The following is a 19,914-nucleotide window of genomic DNA, read 5'->3' as shown; positions in this document are numbered from 1 at the left end:
CAGAAACGGAGACAGGTTTTTATGGATCGTGAAAAGGCCAAGGAATATCTGAAAAGCATGCTGCCCCAGTATCTTAAGAAAAGAGGGATACTGCCCAGCGGATACTTTAACTGCCTGAATCCCGCTCATCGCGACCCGCGGCCCATGATGAGCTTTAACCCCAAGGATAATACGGTGCACTGCTTCGGCTGCGGGGCCACCTATGACATTTTCGGGGTGCTGGGCCTTGACTATGGCTTAAACTCCTATGCCGAACAGTTTAACCGGGCCTGCGAGCTTTTTCTGCCGGAACAGGCCATTCAGCCGCCTCAGATCCGCGCTGCCGGAATCCGCCAGCTGGGATCCCGCTCCCAGCCGGAAAAGGCGGTGGATTATTCCGCTTACCTCCGGGAGTGCGCCAGAAGAGTTACCCAGACGGACTATTTTCGGGATATCGGCATCTCGGCGGATATCATCCAGAAATACAATCTCGGCATGGATCCCGAGTTCAAGGGAGCCAACGGCGATACCTTTCCGGCTGTCATTATTCCCCACGGCATCTACGGCTTTCTGGCCATTAATCTCGAAGAACCCGAGGACAGCGCCTTCCGGCTTTACTACGGCCGGGACAGTCTGTTCAATCCCCTGATTCCGGAAAACGCCGAAAAAATCTTCATTACCTTCACGGAGCTGGAGGCCCTGGCCCTGCTGGAGCTGGGAGCTCCGGTCATCGCTCTCGGGAACAGCTCCAACATCAGCGAGCTTATCACCGTCATGAGCCAGATGCCCCGGAACCGCATCTGCTATCTCACGGATTCCGAGGATCCGGACTGGCGCGGCCTCTATGACATTATCAAAAACGAGCTTGCCGCGCTTAACATTAAGTGCGAGGTGCTGAATCTGGCGTACCCCTGGCAGAACGTGGCGGAATATCTCACCCGGGATCGGGAGGACTTTGCCGCCCGCCTGGGCCATCTGGACAAAATCATTCATGCCGCCGGAAAACGTCTGCCGGAGATCCTGCATTTTGATCCCATTACCGATGAGGAAAGCTTTTTGGAGCCTTCATTCCTGCCGGGCATTTATGCCGTCTGCTGTTCCCCGGCGGTAAGACGCCGTCTCACGGCAGTCTGGGTCACTCATGCCGATCCGGAAGCCATGCGCTACATCTATGTTTCCGGAGAAAGGGACTGGGAGCTTCTGGGGCAGCATATCTACGAAAGCTCCCGGCTCCTTTCGGAAAAGTATTCCCTGCAGTTCCCGAAAATCGAGCTCTTCGCTCTCCGGGACGGCCTTGCTCCGGAGGAAGCCGCCCGGCAAATACTGAATCTTCTTCTGGCCCGCTGCCTCAAAAATGAAACCGAAAACACCATCCTGATAAATGCGGGATCCCATCAGGGGGCGCCGCAGCGCTGGAACTGGTACCTCGCTCTAATGAACGAGCTCAGCCAGAGCATCGCCGCTCTCAAAACCGCGGTGGTGATATTTTTCAGGAAGGAGGAAGAAGAACTGGCCGCGGAAATCGGAAATCAGGTTTTAACCATCAGCTCCCCGCTGGATCCGGAAGCGGATCCCGGTGATGAGGAAGCGGACAGCGCTCAGGCAACGGTCGCCACCAGAGAAAACAGCGGCGAACCGGTATCCTTTGAAATCAGGCTGGAATAGACGCAGACGCAAACAAAACAATGGACAAACACCGGCAACTTGCTATAATTGCGGTGCTTTCTCTCCATAGTTAAATGGATATAACGGCCCCCTCCTAAGGGGCAGTTACAGGTTCGATTCCTGTTGGGGAGGCCATTTCAGACAGAGCGGGTTTATATAATTTATTCCGTTCTCTCTTTCAGCTTCTCAGCCTCGCATTGCCCCTCTTTTTGTTACAGCTTCTTTCGGTTATCTCTTCTCCCGGCTGGCGCTTTCTCTTCTTCCTGATGGTCTTTTTTCAGCCAGCAGGATGTTTGCGCGGGGGGAACACCCTGACTTACGGCGTTACTGCCTCCTGCCCGGAGTTCTCCCCGCCGGAGAGAGACGGCTCCTCCACCAGCCTTAACGCCTCCTCCAAAACCTCAATGCCGGCCCCGGGGAGATGCTGATGGAGGCTCAGGTACTGACGGAATTTCCGGGCATTGGGACAGGACTGAAACATGCCGGTAAAATGTCTCACGATATGCTTAAGAGGCTCTCCCGCTGCAAGCTCGTGCTCAATGTAGGGATACATGGCCCTGATAACCTCAGCCCGGGAGCGGGGGCCCTGCCCGGGACTCCGGGATTCCCCGAAAATTCTGAAATCGGCCTCCTCCAGAATATAGGGATCCCGGTAAAGAGCCCGTCCCATCATCACTCCGTCCACCCGTTTCAAATGAGCTTCTGCGGCGGAAAGATCCATGATATTGCCGTTAATCCCCACAAACATGTCCGGAAAATCCTGCTTTATCCGGTACACCGCGTCATAGTCCAGGGGCGGCTTTTCGCGGTTATCCTTGGGACTGACATTAAGACAGGCGTTTCTGGCATGCAGGATCACCCCGTCCGCTCCGGCATCATAAATGGTCTTAACCAGCTCTCTGGTAAAATCATACCCCTGAAGCTCATCAACTCCCAGCCGGGTTTTGACAGTTACCGGAACGGTAACAGCGTCCTTAACAGCCCTGACCACATCATAAAGCAGGGGCAGATTCTTCATCAAAACCGCCCCGAAGGTTCCCGCCTGCACCCGGGAGGAGGGGCAGCCGGCATTGATATTGATTTCATCATAGCCCCGGGCGGCTCCGATGGCCGCGGCTTTGGCCATGTCATGCCGGTCGGAACCGCCTAGCTGCAGCGCTATGGGATGCTCCTTGCCGTCAAAACGGAGGTAATCCCGGCTGCCGTAAATAATGGCTCCGGTGGAGATCATTTCGGTATAGAGATAAAGATGCCGGGAGAGAGTTCTCAGAAAGTACCGGAGATGCCGATCCGTAAGATCCAGCATCGGCGCCAGAGAAAGGCGGGCGTCCGGCAGAAGTGGTCTTCTGGTATTCATGGAAGCGTCCTTATCCATAATCAGCGGGAAGCCCCGCCGCCCCGGGAATGGCCGCCGCCCCCGGAGGAACGGGAGCTGCCGCCGGAATAGCTCCCGGAGGAATAACTGCTCCGGCCCGAACTCCTCCGGGATCCGGAACTTCCGCCGGAACCGGAGTACTTAGCCCAGCTGGATCTCCGGTAAGCTGCGGGATCGATGCTTTCCACAATGGTGGCATTAATGGCTATGGTGAGGAGCCAGAAGAAAAAGCCGCCGACACCGCCGCATAACAGCTTAAGAAAAAGAAAGATTCCGCCATTGGGAGAGGCAGCCGGATCATCACTGAACACGGCATCGGCAGGCCCGCCCTCCTTGCTGCCGGAGATTTCCTTATCGATAAACCGGAGGGCCGGATCCGGCTCCTTTCCGGAGATGGCATAAACCTTGTTTGCCAGCGCGGTAAAGGTATTGGCCGCCGCCCGGTTCCACTCCCCCTTGCTCTTGGGCTCCACGGCATAATCATCCAGAATTCTGCCCGCCTCCGCATCGGTAATGCTTTCCTCAAGGCCGGCCCCCACCTCGAGACGCACCTTGGCGACATCCTGAACAAAAAGGATCATAAGGCCGTTATTTTTGTCCTGCTGCCCTAGCTTCCAGTAATTAAAAAGCTCCGTGGCATAGCTTTCCAGAATATCGCCGTTAATGGTGGGCATCACCGTTACTGCGATCTGCACGGTAGTGGCATCCTCAAGACGCCGCGCCGCCTGGGTGATATAGTCCTCCGTTTCCCGGGTCAGAGCGCCGCTGTAATCGCTGACATAAAAGACCTCTGAGGTCTCAGGATAAAGCCCGCAGCCCCAGCGGGAATCGCCGAGAGCGAAGTAAATGGGAATTCCGGCCAGAAAAAACAAGGCCAGAAAGCATTTGAAGGGAGATTTTTCATTAAAGTTGAAGAGCCCCAGAGTGAGACGGCGAAACATGTAAAACTCCTAAGAGCGCTGAGAAATCATCGAAAAACCGCGGGAGTCTGCGGCTTTTTCCGGAAAAGAGCTAAGCCGCTTCCGGGAGAACAGCCGGGAACAAACGTCTGGCCCCGGAAAAAACGGCAGATCTGATTATTTGCCTGACGCCGCCGGATCTCCGGACTCCTGCTTATCCGGCGCCGGAGATGCCTGATTGTCATTTTCCGGCTGCTTTTTATGATCGCTTTCTTTGATTTTCTCAATCTTCACGGGAATTTCATCTGCGGAATACCCTAAAAGAGCCAGCTCCCGGGGGAGATCCTCGTGATTGATGGCATAAATAAGATCCCGGGCCCAGTTAAAGCCGTCCCGGGATTCCTGATCGCCGATAACGCCCCGGAGAGAGTTCTCCAGCTTCTGCGCGGAGGTAATATTCTTTCTTAAGGCCGAGAGATCGCCATAGCGTTTGGACCACAGCAGAAAAAATTCAATATTCTTAAAAGCCGCGGCATTTTCCTGAAGCTCAACCTGCTGCTTGGCCAGATAGTAGGCGTATTCGTAATTGCGATTCTTAAGAAGGGTACTGTAAAGCTCGGCAGCTTCCATGGCATTCTGCCGGGAGTTTGACCCGAAGGTCAGGGTTTCCGCAAACTGAGCGGTGCAGGACAGATCCTCGCCGGGTTCGAATTTCAGACACTGACGGAACAGATCCCGGGCCTTGTTAATATCCCGGGGCACGCCGAGTCCGTTCCAGTAAAGCACGCCCAGATATTTGTAGGCCATGAGATTTCCCTGATCCACCGCCTGCTCCAGATACTTCCGGGCCTGATCCCAGTCTCTTACGGTGCCCTTTCCCTTAAGGTACATATACCCAAGATGCATGGCAGCCTCGGCATCGCCCTTCTCGGTTTCGTTTTCACAAAGGGTAAAGGCATTGTCATAACGCTCTTCGGACACGGCCTGAAAGCAGGAATCACCGTTAATATCGCTGGCGGCAGCTGCCGCGCCTGATACGGTAAGCCCCAGCCCCAAAAACAGGCATCCCAGCAGTCTGTATCTCATAAATCCCCCGGACAAAAAGTCTTATCGAACTTATCCCGCAGCGCAGCGGCAGAATCCCGCCATAACCAGGAAAAATCCGTTATCTGATCTGCGGTAATTTTAAGGAAAAGAGGCCGTTTTATCCACAATTTTCGGGCAGAATACCCGGAAGCCGTCATTACGAAAAAAGAAAAAATGCGAGGATATGAGGTGAAAACGATACAAGAAGAGCAAAAAGAGAGATTACCAGATCTGCTGGTACCAAGAGAGGGACTTGAACCCTCACGGTATCACTACCGGTGGATTTTGAATCCACTGCGTCTACCAATTCCGCCATCCTGGCCCGCTGAAAGCAAGTCAATTATACAGATAAACGCGGGCTTTGCAAGAAATTTCGTTTTTTCTGCCGGGATTGCGTCCCGGAGCCGGAGGAGCCCCGGAATACCGGCTCCGCCCGGCCGCAAAAATGCCGCCCGGAGCCTTTCCTCAGGAAGAGCTTCTTTTCAGAAGATAGATGCCCGCCCCCAGCATCAGCACGGTGGGCATCACCGCGCAGATAACGGGAGGAATGCCCCAGAAAATAGTGAAGGGGGCCAGAATTTCGTTTATGGCGTAGAAGGCAAAGCCCACCACAATGCCCACTACCACCCGGGCTCCCATGGTGGCGCTTCTCAAAGGCCCGAACACCGTGCTGGCCGCCAGAAGCAGTATTACCAGAGTCATAAAGGGAGCGATGATCTTCCGGTAGAGATCCAGATAGTAGCGATCCGCCTTCTGACCGTTCTTGGTAATGTAATCAATGTAGCTCACCAGCCCCCGGATACTGAACTCATCGGCTCCCACGCCTACCACGTCAAGCTTTTCCGGGGTCAGATTAAGCTCCCAGTCGGCAGATTCCGGGAATTCCTTCACCACCCGATCCATGCTGAAGGAGTACACGGAAACATCGGTCATGTGCCATTTGCCGTCCTGCCAGATCCCCTTCCGGGCTACCATATAACGGGTAAGCTGCTTGGGCAGCGTATCTGAAAAGTCATACCGGTACACCGCATCCAGACTGCCGTCGGTAAGCACCCTGGCAATATTAATGAACGAATTCCCTTCCCGGAACCAGATACCGCGGCTCGTGACCGCCACCTGACCGCCGGAAATGGCGGCGGTCTGCACGCTTTCGGCTTTCTTTTCCGAATCGGGCACCACAAACTCGCCCATGAGAAAAACCGCAATAACCACCGGGAGGAGCCAAAAGCAGGCAGAAGACACAATGCCCAGCCGGGATTTCCCGAGGCCCTGCATTACGATAAGCTCGGAGCTCGTGGCCAGATTGCCCAAAGCCAGCACCGTGCCGATGAGAACCCCCATGGGGAAAAACATGCAGATCTGTCCCGGCACCGTCCAGGACACATATTCGGCAATGGCCGCCATGTCATAATCGCCCCGGCCCACGTTGCGGAGCTGATCCACAAATTTGATAAGGGAGGACAAAGCCACGAGGCCCAGCGTGGAGGAACAGGCCCAGACCACCACGTTGCGCCCCACATACCGGTCAACCACCTTAAACATTGCTGCTTCTCCTCCGCTTGAAACGGCTCCCCAGTCTTCTGAAGCGCTCCGTATCTGACAAATTAAAGGGAATGGCAAAAAGCAGAAGATAGATCACCGGCAGGATAAAGAGCCCCGGCATCAGGGAAACATGTCCTCTGGTCATGCCTGATTTAATGCCAAAGGCAAAGAGATAATAGCTGAGATAGAACATGATGGCCGGAATCACCTTGGCAAAACGCCCCTTTCTGGGATTGACCATGGACAAAGGCACCACCATGAGAGACAGCACCAGCACGCTCAGGGGCTGCACAATGCGCCATTCCAGTTCGGCCTTTTCCGGAACGGTGGCGCTTGTTTTCAGAAGATCCCTGGTGGACTTGGCGGAAACCTTAGCCGGTTCAAAGGTCTTCTGCGACTCCGGAATCAGAGCCGTGTACTTATCAAAATACAGCACCTCAAACTGTCCGTCCTTAAGAGGCCCCTCATAGCGAAGTCCCGATTTCAATGTCAGCCACGGCAGAAAATTTTTGTCATATCTTACCCGGCCTTCGTTTGCTATGGTTACGGAAGGCGGAATATGCCGGGATTCATTCCCCTGGCTCAGAATGTAAATCTGTCTCATGATATTGCCGGAGGAGGCATTTTTAAGATGATCCGGAAGCTCGCTGCCCCCGCTGCCGGCTTTGTGCTCGGCGCCGCTGGGATCCGCATCTTCCATGTTTTCAATATAGATAACATTGTCCATGAGATTCAGAAAGCGGCCGCTGTCCAAAGTGAACATGGAGGGATCCTTTCTGGCATTGTCTATGATTTCCAGAGATTTCGCCTCGCACCAGGGCGCCAGAAAGGCGGTGCACACCCCGTTAATGCCGGCGGTAATAAAGGCCAGACACAGCACAATGGCCAGAATTCTGTTCTGCGAATAGCCCACGGAACGCATGACCACCATTTCGCTCTGGGAGCAGAGATTGCCCATGGTCAGCAGAATCGCCAGAAACAATGACAGGGGCAGCATGAAATTTGCCATGGCGGGAATCGCCAGACTCATAAGCTGGGTCACCAGCTCGGCCGGAATCTTGCCGCGGGAGGCATGACTGATAAAACGGATAAACGACTGACTCATGAAAATCAGCATCAGAATGCTGAAAATCACCACCTGGGTCTTCAGAGTATTTTTAAGTATGTATTTCGATATGGTATTCACAGCGCCAGACTCAGTTCAGAATTTTACAGGAAAAACAAAAACCCCGAAGCCCCGGAACCGGCTCCGTGTTTTTGTCATCACCATGCCGGACATTATACATTTTCTGTTCAGTTTTTACCCGTCAGGAGCTCTATCCAGGAGGCGATCTGCAAGCTCCGGACAAAGGAAAACTGATTGCTTTTCACCATTTTCAGGTCGTTAAGCCTCTTAATGCCCTGCAGCACGGAATCCGGATCCAGCTCCGAAACCCGGGCGGCCAGATCGGGGTAAGCCCCGAGAAATACCAGATCCTCATGGCGGCTCCCGGTTTCCAGCATGAGAGCATCCCGGAGAATGCCGTAAAAAAAGGAGCAGATAAGATCCCGGCTTTCCAGCTCGGAAAGGAGAAAGTCCGCCAGATCCGGCACGGAACAGGAGCCGGCTAATACCCCGTTTAACTGCTCCAGAGCCTGACGAACCTTTGCCCCGGTGCCGTTTTCCGCATACTCCGCCGCTTTGAGAGGAGAGTGTCCGCTCAGAAATATCTCTGCCCGAAAATCCTGATCCCGGCCGGTTTTTTCCTTGACAAAAGCCTGAAGCTCCTGCATCCCCGGTACCGGCACCGGGATCTTCATGGTGCGGCTGAGAATTGTGGGCAAAAGATTCCGCTGATTTCCCGTGGTGAGAATGATAAGACTTTCCGGGGGCGGCTCCTCCAGAGTTTTCAGAAGAGCGTTAGCTGCCGCCTCCGTCATTTTGTCAGCCTCCGGGATCATGAGAGCCTTACCGTGATCATTGGTGGCGGTCTTCTCCATGGCGGAAATCCCCTGCCGGATTTCATCGATGCCAATGGTGCCGCTCTGACTTCCGGAAATCAGGGTGAGATCCGGATGCCCCCCGACACGGAACATGCTGCATGAATGACAGGAGCACCCCTCGGCTCTGTCCCCGGAGCACAGAAAGCGCCGTGCCATTTCCATGGCCAGATCCGTGCCTCCCAGTCCCGCCGCCGCAGTGACCAGAAGCGCATGAGGCAGCCGGTTTCCGGACTGCATTTCCGTAAATATGCCCAAAGCGGGAATCAGCCAGCTATGCATTTTGACTCCAGAATTTGCCTGATATCCGCCCGCACCGTTTCAATATCCCGGTCAGCCCGTACCAAAGAGATGCGATCGCGATGAGCCTCATATTCGCTTAAGAAGGTATTTCTGACCCGGACAAAAAAGTCCAGCTGTTCCTTTTCAAAACGATCCGGAGCGCCGCGCTTCCCGGCCCGGGCCAGCCCCACGGCGGGATGCAGATCCATGAGAATGGTGAGATCCGGATAAAAGTCCCCCAGCACCGCATCCCGAATGCTCTTTATGAGCTGCCGGGAAATCCCCCGGCCGCCGCCCTGATAGGCCAGGGTGGAGAGATCATGACGATCCCCAACCACATACTGTCCGGCCTCCAAAGCCGGAATAATAACCGTCTTCACCAGCTGCGCCCGGGCGGCGTACATCAAAAGAAGCTCGGATTCGGCGCAGAGCCGGTCATCAGTCCGGACATCCTTGAGAATTTTTCTGATATCCTCGGCAATGGGGGTGCCCCCCGGCTCCCGGGTTTTAACAATAGCGCTGTCCGGCACGCCATGCTCCCTGAGATAGCTGACAATTTCAGCGATCATGGTGCTTTTGCCGGCGCCCTCGCCCCCTTCCACAACTATAAAACGTCCTTTTGGCATTTCCCTGCTATTCCCTGTTCACACAATATTGCTGGTTTCGAATTTCCGCGCTCAATCAGAGCTGCTGCCGTCTTTGCTGTCCTTGCCGTCTTCGCTTTCTAAAGCGGCCCCGTTATCTCCCGGAGCCTGAGTCTCATTTGCCCCGGGGACAGCTCCTGTTTTGGCGTCAGCCGCTTCGGGGCTCACCTTATCCGCTGCGGTATCCGGTTTTTCCGAGGCGGCCCGGATCTCCGCAGCATGATCATTCTTATATTCCCGCACGGCCTTGCGATAATCGGAAACCGCCTTGCTATGAGAGCGGTCATCTTTGGAAAACACATGCCCTTCCCTGCTGTCCGGCCCCCGGGCCACAAAAAACAGGTAGTCCGTGGCATCCGGGTGCAAAGCCGCCTTTATGGCATCCTTGCCGGGAGCAGCAATGGGAGTGGGCGGCAGGCCCTCAATAACGTAAGTATTATAGGGGTTCTTATCCTCCAGAAAGCTGCGGTAAATTTTTCCCTGATACCGGTCTCCCACGCCGTAAATCACTGTGGGATCAGTCTGGAGCTTCATTCCCTTTCTGAGCCGGTTGACAAACACCGAGGCGATTTGCGGCCGTTCGGAGCTGACTGCGGATTCCTTTTCGATAATGGAGGCCATAATAAGGGCTTCGTAGGGAGAAGCATAAGGAAGGTCTGCATCACGGCGCTGCCATTCCTGCTCCAGAAATTTCTGACTGGCCTCGTAGGCTCTTTTAAGCACGGAAACATCGGAATCTCCCAAACGGAACTGATAGGTGTCTGCCAGAAAAAGTCCCTCGGGATTCGGATGATCGGAAATTTCCAGAAGCTTCGGGAGATCCTCCGGCTTCGCATCCTGGGGAAGCTCATGCTTAAGCTTCTCAGCGCCCTGAAGAACCCTGAGAATATCGCTGACCCGAGTTCCCTCCACCAAAGTGATCTGATAGCTCTTTTCCTTGCCGGAAAGGATAATGGCCAAAACCTCCCTGACTCCGGTCCGGGGAGGGATTTCATAGGTGCCGGCCTTGAGCTTCGTAAGTCCGGGATTCTGTTTAAGCCAGAGCCGGAGCACCCGGCTGTCAAACCGGTCATGAAAAATTTCCCGGATCACCGTGCCGGCGCTGTCTCCGCGTTTAACCGTAACCAATGCCGGTTCGGGATTGTCCGTTACGGTAAATTCTATGCTGCCGAGCTGCCAGGTCAGAAAGCCGCTGGCCCAGACAACTGCTGCGGTAAAGCAGAGGATAAGGAGACCACAAAAAAAACGCATCGAAAAACTCCTGGAAAATCTTCTCTCAAACTGTCCGGACGCTGCGTAATTCCCGGACGGGAAAACGCTCCGACACAGGAAGGGAAGGCTGCAGCTAAAAAACAGTCTGGCATAAACCGGAGCATTATACACTGACTGCCCGGGGCTTTTGGCGGTATTGCCTGCTCCCGCGCCACACTGACTTTCAGCGGACGGGCGCCCCAGTCAATATAGCACATTGCGGAAACGGAGAACTTAACCCTGTCTTCAATTACAAAAAAAGAGCGACATCCAAACCTGAGGCCGCTCCTTTCTGTTCATGAAATACCTTAGGGGATCATCCCGATTCAGAGACTCTCCACCATTTTAAGCTGATCCCTGAGCTTGGCGAGACTTTCCTCATAGCCCGGAAGCTTGGCTCTTTCCTTTTCGATAACCTGAGCCGGAGCCTTGGAGGTGAAGGCCGGATTCCCGAGCTTCTGATTCACCCGGGCAATTTCGGATTCCACATAGGCGATTTCCTTCTTAATCCGGGCCAGTTCCGCATCCTTGTTGAGCACTCCGGCAGCCGGGAAGAGAATTTCGCTCCGGCCCACGATTACCGCGATAACCGGAGGAATGTCCCCGTCAGCCGGGAATACGGATTCCAGATTGGCCAGAGCATTAACAAACTCGGAATTTCTGTTAATGATGTCGATTTCAGCGGCATCGCCTCTCATAAACGGACTCAGCTTCTGGGCCGGAGAGAGATTCTTCTCAGCGCGGAAATTCCGCACGGCCACCACAAACTCCTTGATGTAATCCTGCTCCTTCAGGGCATCCGCATCCACCGGATAATCAGCGGCTTCGGGATAGGACTTCAGCATGATAGTGTCGCCTTCCTTATAATCCGGACATACCAGAGGAGCCACAGACCGGTAAATCTCCTCGGTAATGAACGGCATAATCGGATGGGCGAGACGCAGAGTTACCTCCAGCACCTCCAGAAGATTAAAGAGAACGGCATTCTTCTGCTTCTCGGAACCGAAGCCCGAGGTGGGGTTCTTAGCCCAGAGAATAGGCTTGGTAAGCTCAATGTACCAGTCGCAGAGCTCGTTCCAGATAAATTCGTACAAAGCGGAGGCTGCCAGATCGAAGCGGTAGTTATCAAAGGCTCCTCTGACATCGGCAATGCACTTGGAGAGCTTGCTTCTGATGTAGCGATCCGCCAGAGTGAGATCTTCGGGATCCGGTCTGGTCAAAGTCTTGCCCTCGGCGTTCATCAGAACATAACGGCTGGCGTTCCAGAGCTTGTTGCAGAAGTTCCGGTAGCCCTCGAGACGCTTCATGTCCCAGTTGATATCCCGGCCGGTGGAAGCCAGCGCGGCCAAGGTGAATCTGAGAGCGTCAGTGCCGTGAGCCTCAATGCCCTTCGGGAACTGCTTTTCGGTGCGCTTTGCGATCTTCTGAGCCTTCTGCGGCTGCATCATGTTTTTGGTGCGCTTATCCAGAAGTCCCTGAAGGTCAATACCGTCAATCATGTCCAGAGGATCCAGAATGTTGCCCTTGGACTTGCTCATCTTCTGGCCTTCCTCATCGCGGATAAGGCCGGTTACATACACCTTGCGGAAGGGCACCTGAGGATTGCCGTCCTCGTCCTTCATAAAGTGCATGGTCATCATGATCATTCTGGCTACCCAGAAAAAGATGATATCAAAGCCGGTAACGAGAACATTGGTGGGGTGGAACATCTCCAGCTCCGGAGTTTTATCGGGCCAGCCCAGGGTGGAGAAGGTCCAGAGTCCGGAGGAGAACCAGGTATCCAGAACATCCTCATCCTGTCTTAACACCACATCCGGGCCCAGATGATTCTGCTCTCTTGCTTCCTCTTCGCTGTGAGCCACATAAACCCTGCCGCTCTCGTCATACCAGGCCGGAATGCGATGACCCCACCACAGCTGCCGGGAAATGCACCAGTCTCTGATATCCCGCATCCAGGAGAAATACATGTTCTCATACTGCTTCGGCACAAACTGGATGTCGCCCTTTTCCACAGCCTCAATGGCCGGCTTGGCCAAAATGGCAGCGCGGACATACCACTGATCGGTAAGCATGGGTTCAATGGGAACGCCGCCGCGATCGCCGTAGGGCTGCATCAGGGTGTGCTCTTCGATCTTAACCAGAAGTCCGGCTTCCTTAAGATCCTGCACAATGGCCTCCCGGGCTTCATAGCGATCCAGCCCCCGGTATTTGGCCGGAAGTTCCGGGCTGTACGCATCCGAAGGCTCGCCGTTTACATTAAACACCTCGGCCTTTTCTCTGATACGGGCATCTTCAGTGAGCACGTTTATCATGGGAAGAGCATGTCTCTTGCCCACTTCATTATCGTTAAAGTCATGAGCCGGAGTGATCTTCACGCAGCCGGTGCCCTTGGTCATGTCCGCATGATCATCGCCGATCACCGGGATCTCTCTTCCGGTAAACGGCAGCGTTACCTTGGCCCCGATAAGATCCCGGTACCGGGGATCCGCGCTGTTAACAGCCACGGCGGTATCGCCCAGCATAGTTTCCGGACGAGTAGTGGCCACCACCAGATAATCAAGACCCTCAGCGGTTTTTCTGCCGTCAGTCAGAGGATAGCGGATATGCCACATGGAGCCCTTGACCTCGCGGTTCTCCACCTCCAGATCGCTGATGGCGGTGCGGAGCTTGGGATCCCAGTTCACGAGACGCTTTCCGCGGTAAATCAGATCCTCCTGATAAAGACGGACAAAAACTTCCTGGACAGCCCGGGACAGTCCTTCATCCATGGTGAAGCGCTCTCTGTCCCAGTCAACGGAATCCCCGAGACGACGCATCTGTCTCGTAATGGTGCCGCCGGACTCTTCCTTCCATTCCCAGATCTTCTTTATAAAGGCATCCCGACCGTAATCCTGTCTGGTTTTGCCTTCCTCGGCGGCAATTTTTCTTTCAACTACCATCTGAGTGGCAATGCCCGCATGATCCGTGCCCGCCTGCCAGAGGGTATTGTCACCCAGCATTCTGTGATAGCGAATCAGGATATCCATGATGGTTTGCTGAAAAGCATGTCCCATGTGAAGAGAACCGGTCACATTAGGGGGCGGCAGGCTGATGCTGTAGGAAGGACGCAGGGTGTCCATGCTGGGCTTGAAATATCCGGATTGTTCCCAGTTTTCGTAAATAGCCTTCTCAATGGCGCTGGGGTTGTATGTTTTTTCCATGGCTGTCTTCTTATCTTTTACTGAAAAACCGGAGCCGGAACAGTAGTGAATCCTTTACCGGAGCTCCCTGTATTCATAATCATAGCAAAAACCTGTCCGGCATGACCATGCGAACAGAGCCTTAAAAATCCGGAGGTATTTTACTCTATCTCAGAAGCAAAATCACGCATGGCAGGTCTCCTGACCATCACGGCGTTCCTCCCCGAAAAGCGCGGAGATCCTGCTTTGACACTGAACCATGAGAAGACAATACCGGGCAATTGTTTCCGCGCAGCATGCGAATAAAGAAGGAAAGAGTAAAACTCTATGGCAGGAAAATCCCGAGAAACGAGGAATACACCAGACATAAAAAGGGGCTTCTGCCCCCTTTCTTAATAACCCATCAACAGGAGATAAAACTAGAACAGTCTAATCCAGGACGAGCTTCTGGTGGGATTCACATCCTGAGTAAGCTCGATGGAATGAATGGCTTCGTCCCCTTCTTTCTTCTCCGCATTATCTACCGTAGCATGAATTACTACGCCGGGCATGCCATTTTCATCGTAATGAATGGTAGCGGAAAGGTGCGTAACCAGAGCATCAATTTCCTTCTCAGTGCTTAACGTGCCTGCCATGTAATCGATCTGCTGCAGAGATGAAGTACCGCTGCCACGACAGTTATCGCCCACCGCCGGAATGTTCGGCGTAATGGTCAGCTTGTTATCAATAATCAGCATGTTGGTATCGATTCTTTCGCCGGAATTGCTTATCGGCCCGTTAGCATCATAAGGAATGAGATCCATATACCAGCCGTAGTTCTGTGTTTTATTGTATTCAGTATTCACGGTGGCCGAGCGATAATACTTATCATCCTTCACTGCAGACGATACATTAAGCGGCTTCAGACAGTTAACATCGGTCTTGCTGCCGCATCTGCCCTTGAATTCGGCAGCGGAGGCAGCCACAGATCCCATGTCTCTCAGGAGATATACTGACTGGGAAGAGTTGTATACCTTGGAAACCACATTGGAATCATAGGTGTAGATGTAGGAACCGGTGCCCACCGCCACCGCAATGCCGTCGCCGCCATAATAGCCGGTTTCCGGAGTTACGGTTATCGGCTGATTTCTGCCGCTGGAATCCCTGGCAACAAACATCACCTTAGGAGCGATGACGGTGTCACTGCAGTCAGAATCGCACTTCTTGAACCAGTTGTAAGGCTTATTGACATAGGCATCATTTCCGAGAGAGTGTCTCCAGAGATTGCCGAAGGAATCTCCGAAATAGAATCCCAGCGCATTGGCATCATTGCCGGAGACGATAGCCAGTCTGACACTGGTATAATCTGGAGTTCTGCCCAAATCCCAGGGATCGGAAAATGCGTGAATGTCAGCATCGTGAACATGCTGTGCATCAGCAAGCGCCTGAGATGCTACAACACAGGGAAGCTTAAGACCTTTTACAACCGAAGCGGTCTTCGGGACATTAAATTCCCCGGATTCATTGCTCACATAACAGCTTTCATCAGAGGCAGTCTCACCAAGCATATTGACAATAAACACTCCCGGAGCCTTGCCGGAAGCAGATGATGCCACGGAATTAACACCTCCGGTAAAGATAAGATACGGCTTGTTATGAACATTATCCTTGTTGCCGCCGGCATTAATCAGGGTAGGAGCCTCCTGATAATTGCCTACATAGTCGGAACCGGCGTAGACATCGTCGGCAATCTTAAACTTGTCAGTAAGCTCCCACTGCAGCATACCGTTTGCGAAAGCAAGTTTCCCGTCATCAGTCTTGGAGGCGAAAGAAGAAATGCCGGTCACATCCAGAAGGTACGCCCCTCTGAGTCCCAGCCCGAAGGAACCATAAATGTAAGTCTTATTGCCCCGCTTGTACACCTGAGGAGTGCTGTCTACAAACGAATAATGATCATAAGACTGCGAAGTGAGCTGCTTCATATGACTCCATGCCGCAGAAGGAATGTATGAAAGCACCGGCTGCATGGTTGAGGTGTCAATAAAATGCAGCATGCCGTCATTGGCGCCTACGGCCAGATATCCTTTTTCGCCGTCAGCAAAATATGTCGGCGTGGAATTAATGATATCAGCCAGGACAAAATTTTTGCCATCGGCAATTCTTTGTCTCAGAGGAGTGCCCTCAAAGCCGCGGCCGCCGCCGTTAAGAGGAAGACGCTTGGAGGCGTTATCTGAAGTATTAAGTCCTTCATTGTCATGCTCTCCCAGCACCCAGCGCACAAACCGGTTCATGAACATCCTGGAGTACTTGTCATCGAGAGAATAGTACTGCCCGTCATATGTTTGGGTGGCACCCTCTCCTCCGGTTCCGGAGCATTCACCGCCCTCCTGCAGGATCTGTCTGATAATGTTGCAGGTAAGATTGCTGAATGCGCCTTTGGCGATGTTTCCGTCAGCTGTCGTGTCCTCCGCGGAATAAAATCTCACAAGTCTCCTGTTTGTATCAGCAGCGGTAACATCGTAGGTAAAGACGAAGCGATTATCAGGGGAAACCGCATTAAATCCGGATGCAGCTGATGTTCTGTCGCGAATTCCGGAAAGGTCATATCCTCCCACGGAGCTTACCGTGGCCTGATAAACATCGCCAGACCAGACGGAAGGATCGTATATCGAAGGATAGATGAAAATTCCCGCCTTGGTTTCATTGGACACCGGCGAGAATCCGGAACTGGAATGCACGTTCTTAATCTGATCAAGCATCCTGGCAATACCGTCGCGAAGCTTGGTCATGTTAGTTACTTCATAGTAGTTAGCAATATTATTTTCTTTTGCATCGCTTGGATCAAAGGTATCTTTAACCGTCCCAAGACCAAATCTGGCGGCATACCACAGGGGGGATTTCAGCCAGTAATTTTTGGAGGAGGAGGCAACCTTGAAGACACGGCTGGCAGCTTTGCCATGATCTCTGCGGCACGGAGTTCCGAAAAGATGCTTGAAACGGTTATGACCGCCGCACATATACTTGCTGCCGGCATTATCACCGGGATCAAAGCATCTTGCCGTAATACCGGCCTTATCCTTCTTTCCGACGTGAGAACCCTTTGAACATTCAGTTTTGTCGTTGCTCTCCAAAACATTCATTACCTTGGCAATATCAAGTCTGTTAGCGTAATAAAGATTAATATTTTCAGTCACGCCATTAGCGGTTACGGTGAAATCCTGTTTAGTTATATAACCGTAATATTTGTCAATATTACTGGAATTAAGCTGCTGCCCATCCAGCTTATAATCAGCCTTGCTGTTATAAGTTCCCTGGAAACGGCAAGGAACCTCGCTGTTAAAATCCCTGGTGGAAGCATACTTAAGCTCCCGGCAATTAATAATATTGTAATCGCTTATAATCGTATCAAGATCGTAGAAATTATATACTTCACTCGCCTCGTCGGTATTGCCCTGAGGGTAACCGATTTCGTTTTTGGAAGCATCGCCGGTGGGGTTATGCGCCGTTGTTTTGCCCAAATCAACGTAAACTCCCGCATGCTCAACACCGGTTATCAGGTATCCGGCATGCTGCGGCGCATATTTATCACCGTCAAGATGCCGGGTCACCACTCTGACATATGAACCTTCAGAGCCCTTGATAACCTCGTAGTCGTATTCAACAACCCAGTCCATATCGTAGTCTGAACCGTACTGGTAATCCTCGTAATTTATACGGAACACACCGGAAGTATCAGTAATTTCCTGAACATAAAAGTCAGCAATCTGGTTAGTGGACTGACACTGTCTTACCTTCTTCTGATCATCGCTGGCGGCGTCATTAAGCTTGCACCATTTGTTCACATCTCCCATGGTTTTGGCAAACGGCAGAATGGTCACCAGATTCCCGTCAACATTAATGTTAATCTCCGGAAGATTTGGTTTCATGGCCACCACATAGGTCTTCATGTAATGATCTTCCTTGTTTTCTTCATTTTCAGAAGACTCTGCCGTTCTTATTACATGAGTGCTGTAGTATGAAGCCACACCGGCTACGTTGTAGCTTCCGTGGCTGTAAGCCGCAGAAGGGGCAATGCCTTCCACATCTCCCAGCTTGTCAATTTGCTTCACTGAGGGCACGTAGTAGTACATATCATTCTGCTTAGTGGCATTGCCGCCGACAATATAGTCCCCGGCCTTAAACCCTTTTGCAGAAACAACATTGTTAAGCTCTGTTATTATGTTATTGTTATCAGAGCCGAATGGTTTGGCGCCGCCAAACGCATTATCATAATCGAAGGAAATATTCTCATCGGCAATCAGGAGAGCCACCGGCTTGGAACAATAATCCACCAGAGTGTAGGGATCCTTCTGCTGCACATGACCGATGCTGACGGAAGAAGAGCCAAAGGCTGACATGTTGTCAGCTTCCTGAGAAATAGGCTCGTTCTTAAAGTAAAGCGCAGCTGTGTAAAGAAGCTTGGCTACCGGATTTCCCCAGTCATTGCAGGTGCCGTTTTGAATCTTCGCAATTCTATAAACACCATCTGACCCATCAGACATGCTGCGGTCACATCCATCATAATTACCACTGCTTTGATCGCCATCATTTTTTCTTGCAATGTTCATATTATCGATGGCTTTTACGAAACCGCAGTTGCTGCCGCTGGCGCAGGTAACAGCGCTGTAATTAAAATCACCGAGCCTGAAATCCTTAGGAGGGTTGGAGGTATATACCTCACTCGCAAAATCTCCCAGATTGGCTCTTAGTGCGCCTCCGCCCAGATTATTTTTCCAGCTTCCGGTAATAAGACCGAACTTGATTCTGGGACTGCTGCCCTCGCCATATTGCTGGAGGAGCCCCGCAGGCTGCCACTCCGGATTGGCGCGATCGGAGGAATAGTTCCTGCAGTCAGTTTCGGAATGGAAATCCGGGGTGCAGACAACCACTGCCACGCTGGCTTCCGCCATATTTGTACTGGCTCCGCTGTCATAGACAGTGCTTATGGGAATGCCGCCAATATCGCTTGAAGGAAATCCGGTCCATGCCTGCCCCGATGACGTAGCCGAACTGCTGGTTCCCACAGCCCCGATCCAGGAATTGTCGGTTTGCCGGCTTACCCAGTCCCAGATATTCTTTGAACCGGAGGTTTTAACTCCAGGCATGCCGGCGCTTTTGTTGTAGACTATGCGCATGAATCGTCCCTGACCAAAGGCATTGTCAGTGAATTTATCGCTGTCATAGGAAGCAATGCCAAAGAAATACGCTCCGGCAGAATCTTTGCTGTTGCTGCTTAAACCGGTAAAATCCTTAACCCGAAAAACCTGATTGCCTCCCTCTTTGTACATGGCATCACCGAGAACCTTGCCCCAGGCATGCCCGTCGCGGATTACCCGGGAGTGCTTCAAAATTGCGGCCTTATAAGACTTGCCGTCCTTGTCGGTTCCCTTGTAATGCACCGGCTTCGAGTTTGCGCTGGTGAGATGAGAGTTCGTAAGTCTGGTTCCGCCGTAAAGGATCTTTCTTATGGCATCGATACGAGACGTAGTAACATAGTTAAGAAAGTTGCCCAGCCAGTGGTGAGTTTTGCCTCCGGCATTGCACACCGGAACGGTTCTGGCAGTTCCCTTTTCGGTTCCGGCATGCCACAGCTTTTCAAATGTTTTGGTTTCGTAGGTCGCCTTGGCAGCCGGAACCCAGTAGCCATTTATGATATTGCCGGGAAGAGCCTGGGAAAGATTATTCGTATTGTTGTTATAGGAATAGCAAACCGTCGGATCGAAAATACCCTCATAGGTGATGGAGGGATCGTACATCACGTCAAGATAGCCGTCGCCATCGATGTCCGAAGCATCATCGTAGGCCTCAGCAAAAAGATTGTGTTCTCGGCCCATAACAAGCATTACCGAGGGCGGCACGTAAAGCCCGGCCACATTCATGGGCTTGGTGGCTACCTGACCGCTTCTGATAATATCCCCCTCGTCACCGGAAAGAGCATAAGCCAGAGAGGATACACCAATAACACCTCCGGTAAGCATTGCCAGAGCAATATTGCGCGAAAGCTTTGATAATCT

General features: G+C 52.6%; 11 protein-coding genes and 2 tRNA genes. 2 read left to right on the top strand and 11 right to left on the bottom strand.

What is annotated here, in order from left to right; all coding sequences use genetic code 11:
- Nucleotides 1-21 precede the first annotated feature (21 nt).
- Nucleotides 22-1,644, top strand: a complete 1,623-nt coding sequence (locus tag ACJROR_RS09560) for a hypothetical protein (RefSeq protein ID WP_406041349.1) — start codon at nucleotides 22-24, stop codon at nucleotides 1,642-1,644.
- 60 nt (nucleotides 1,645-1,704) lie between these two features.
- A tRNA-Arg gene (locus tag ACJROR_RS09555) sits at nucleotides 1,705-1,779 on the top strand.
- Nucleotides 1,780-1,960: 181 nt separating this feature from the next.
- On the opposite strand, the gene dusA is transcribed toward ACJROR_RS09555, so the two are convergent.
- The 11 genes from dusA to ACJROR_RS09500 form a co-directional block, all read right to left on the bottom strand.
- Entirely contained in the window at nucleotides 1,961-2,980 is a 1,020-nt protein-coding gene (dusA, locus tag ACJROR_RS09550; RefSeq protein ID WP_406546908.1) for a tRNA dihydrouridine(20/20a) synthase DusA, read from the bottom strand.
- A gap of 41 nt (nucleotides 2,981-3,021) precedes the next feature.
- On the bottom strand, nucleotides 3,022-3,960 hold the full coding sequence (locus ACJROR_RS09545) for a TPM domain-containing protein (protein ID WP_406546888.1): 939 nt from the start codon (nucleotides 3,958-3,960) through the stop codon (nucleotides 3,022-3,024).
- 135 nt (nucleotides 3,961-4,095) lie between these two features.
- Nucleotides 4,096-5,004: a tetratricopeptide repeat protein gene (locus tag ACJROR_RS09540; RefSeq protein WP_406546887.1), complete on the bottom strand. Its 909-nt coding sequence runs from the start codon at nucleotides 5,002-5,004 to the stop codon at nucleotides 4,096-4,098.
- A 235-nt stretch (nucleotides 5,005-5,239) separates the two neighbouring features.
- Nucleotides 5,240-5,326 (bottom strand) — tRNA-Leu (locus tag ACJROR_RS09535).
- Between the two features lie 143 nt (nucleotides 5,327-5,469).
- Nucleotides 5,470-6,546 carry an LPS export ABC transporter permease LptG gene (gene lptG / locus ACJROR_RS09530; protein WP_406546886.1) on the bottom strand — a complete coding sequence of 359 codons (1,077 nt, stop codon included), beginning with the start codon at nucleotides 6,544-6,546 and terminating at the stop codon, nucleotides 5,470-5,472.
- Complete coding sequence (gene lptF / locus ACJROR_RS09525; RefSeq protein ID WP_406546885.1) at nucleotides 6,539-7,732, bottom strand: LPS export ABC transporter permease LptF; 1,194 nt, start codon at nucleotides 7,730-7,732, stop codon at nucleotides 6,539-6,541. Before lptF ends, lptG begins: the two co-directional genes overlap by 8 nt.
- Before the next feature lie 107 nt (nucleotides 7,733-7,839).
- Nucleotides 7,840-8,808, bottom strand: coding sequence for a hypothetical protein (locus tag ACJROR_RS09520; RefSeq protein ID WP_406546884.1), 969 nt, complete (start codon nucleotides 8,806-8,808; stop codon nucleotides 7,840-7,842).
- Complete coding sequence (gene tmk, locus ACJROR_RS09515) at nucleotides 8,793-9,434, bottom strand: dTMP kinase (RefSeq protein ID WP_406546883.1); 642 nt, start codon at nucleotides 9,432-9,434, stop codon at nucleotides 8,793-8,795. The genes ACJROR_RS09520 and tmk overlap by 16 nt, the downstream gene beginning before the upstream one ends.
- A 51-nt stretch (nucleotides 9,435-9,485) precedes the next feature.
- Nucleotides 9,486-10,703, bottom strand: a complete 1,218-nt coding sequence (gene mltG / locus ACJROR_RS09510) for an endolytic transglycosylase MltG (RefSeq protein WP_406546882.1) — start codon at nucleotides 10,701-10,703, stop codon at nucleotides 9,486-9,488.
- A 326-nt stretch (nucleotides 10,704-11,029) separates the two neighbouring features.
- The gene (locus tag ACJROR_RS09505; protein ID WP_406546881.1) at nucleotides 11,030-13,903 is read right to left on the bottom strand and encodes a valine--tRNA ligase; all 2,874 of its coding nucleotides are present in this window, start codon (nucleotides 13,901-13,903) and stop codon (nucleotides 11,030-11,032) included.
- 398 nt (nucleotides 13,904-14,301) lie between these two features.
- On the bottom strand, nucleotides 14,302-19,878 hold the full coding sequence (locus ACJROR_RS09500) for a pilus assembly protein (protein WP_406546880.1): 5,577 nt from the start codon (nucleotides 19,876-19,878) through the stop codon (nucleotides 14,302-14,304).
- Between the last annotated feature and the right edge of the window lie 36 nt (nucleotides 19,879-19,914).

It is taken from the genome of Succinimonas sp. (genome assembly GCF_045225735.1).
Classification (GTDB): Bacteria; Pseudomonadota; Gammaproteobacteria; order Enterobacterales; family Succinivibrionaceae; genus Succinimonas.
The sequence above is the reverse complement of the archived record's forward strand: the minus strand, read 5'-3'. Positions and strand labels throughout refer to the sequence as shown.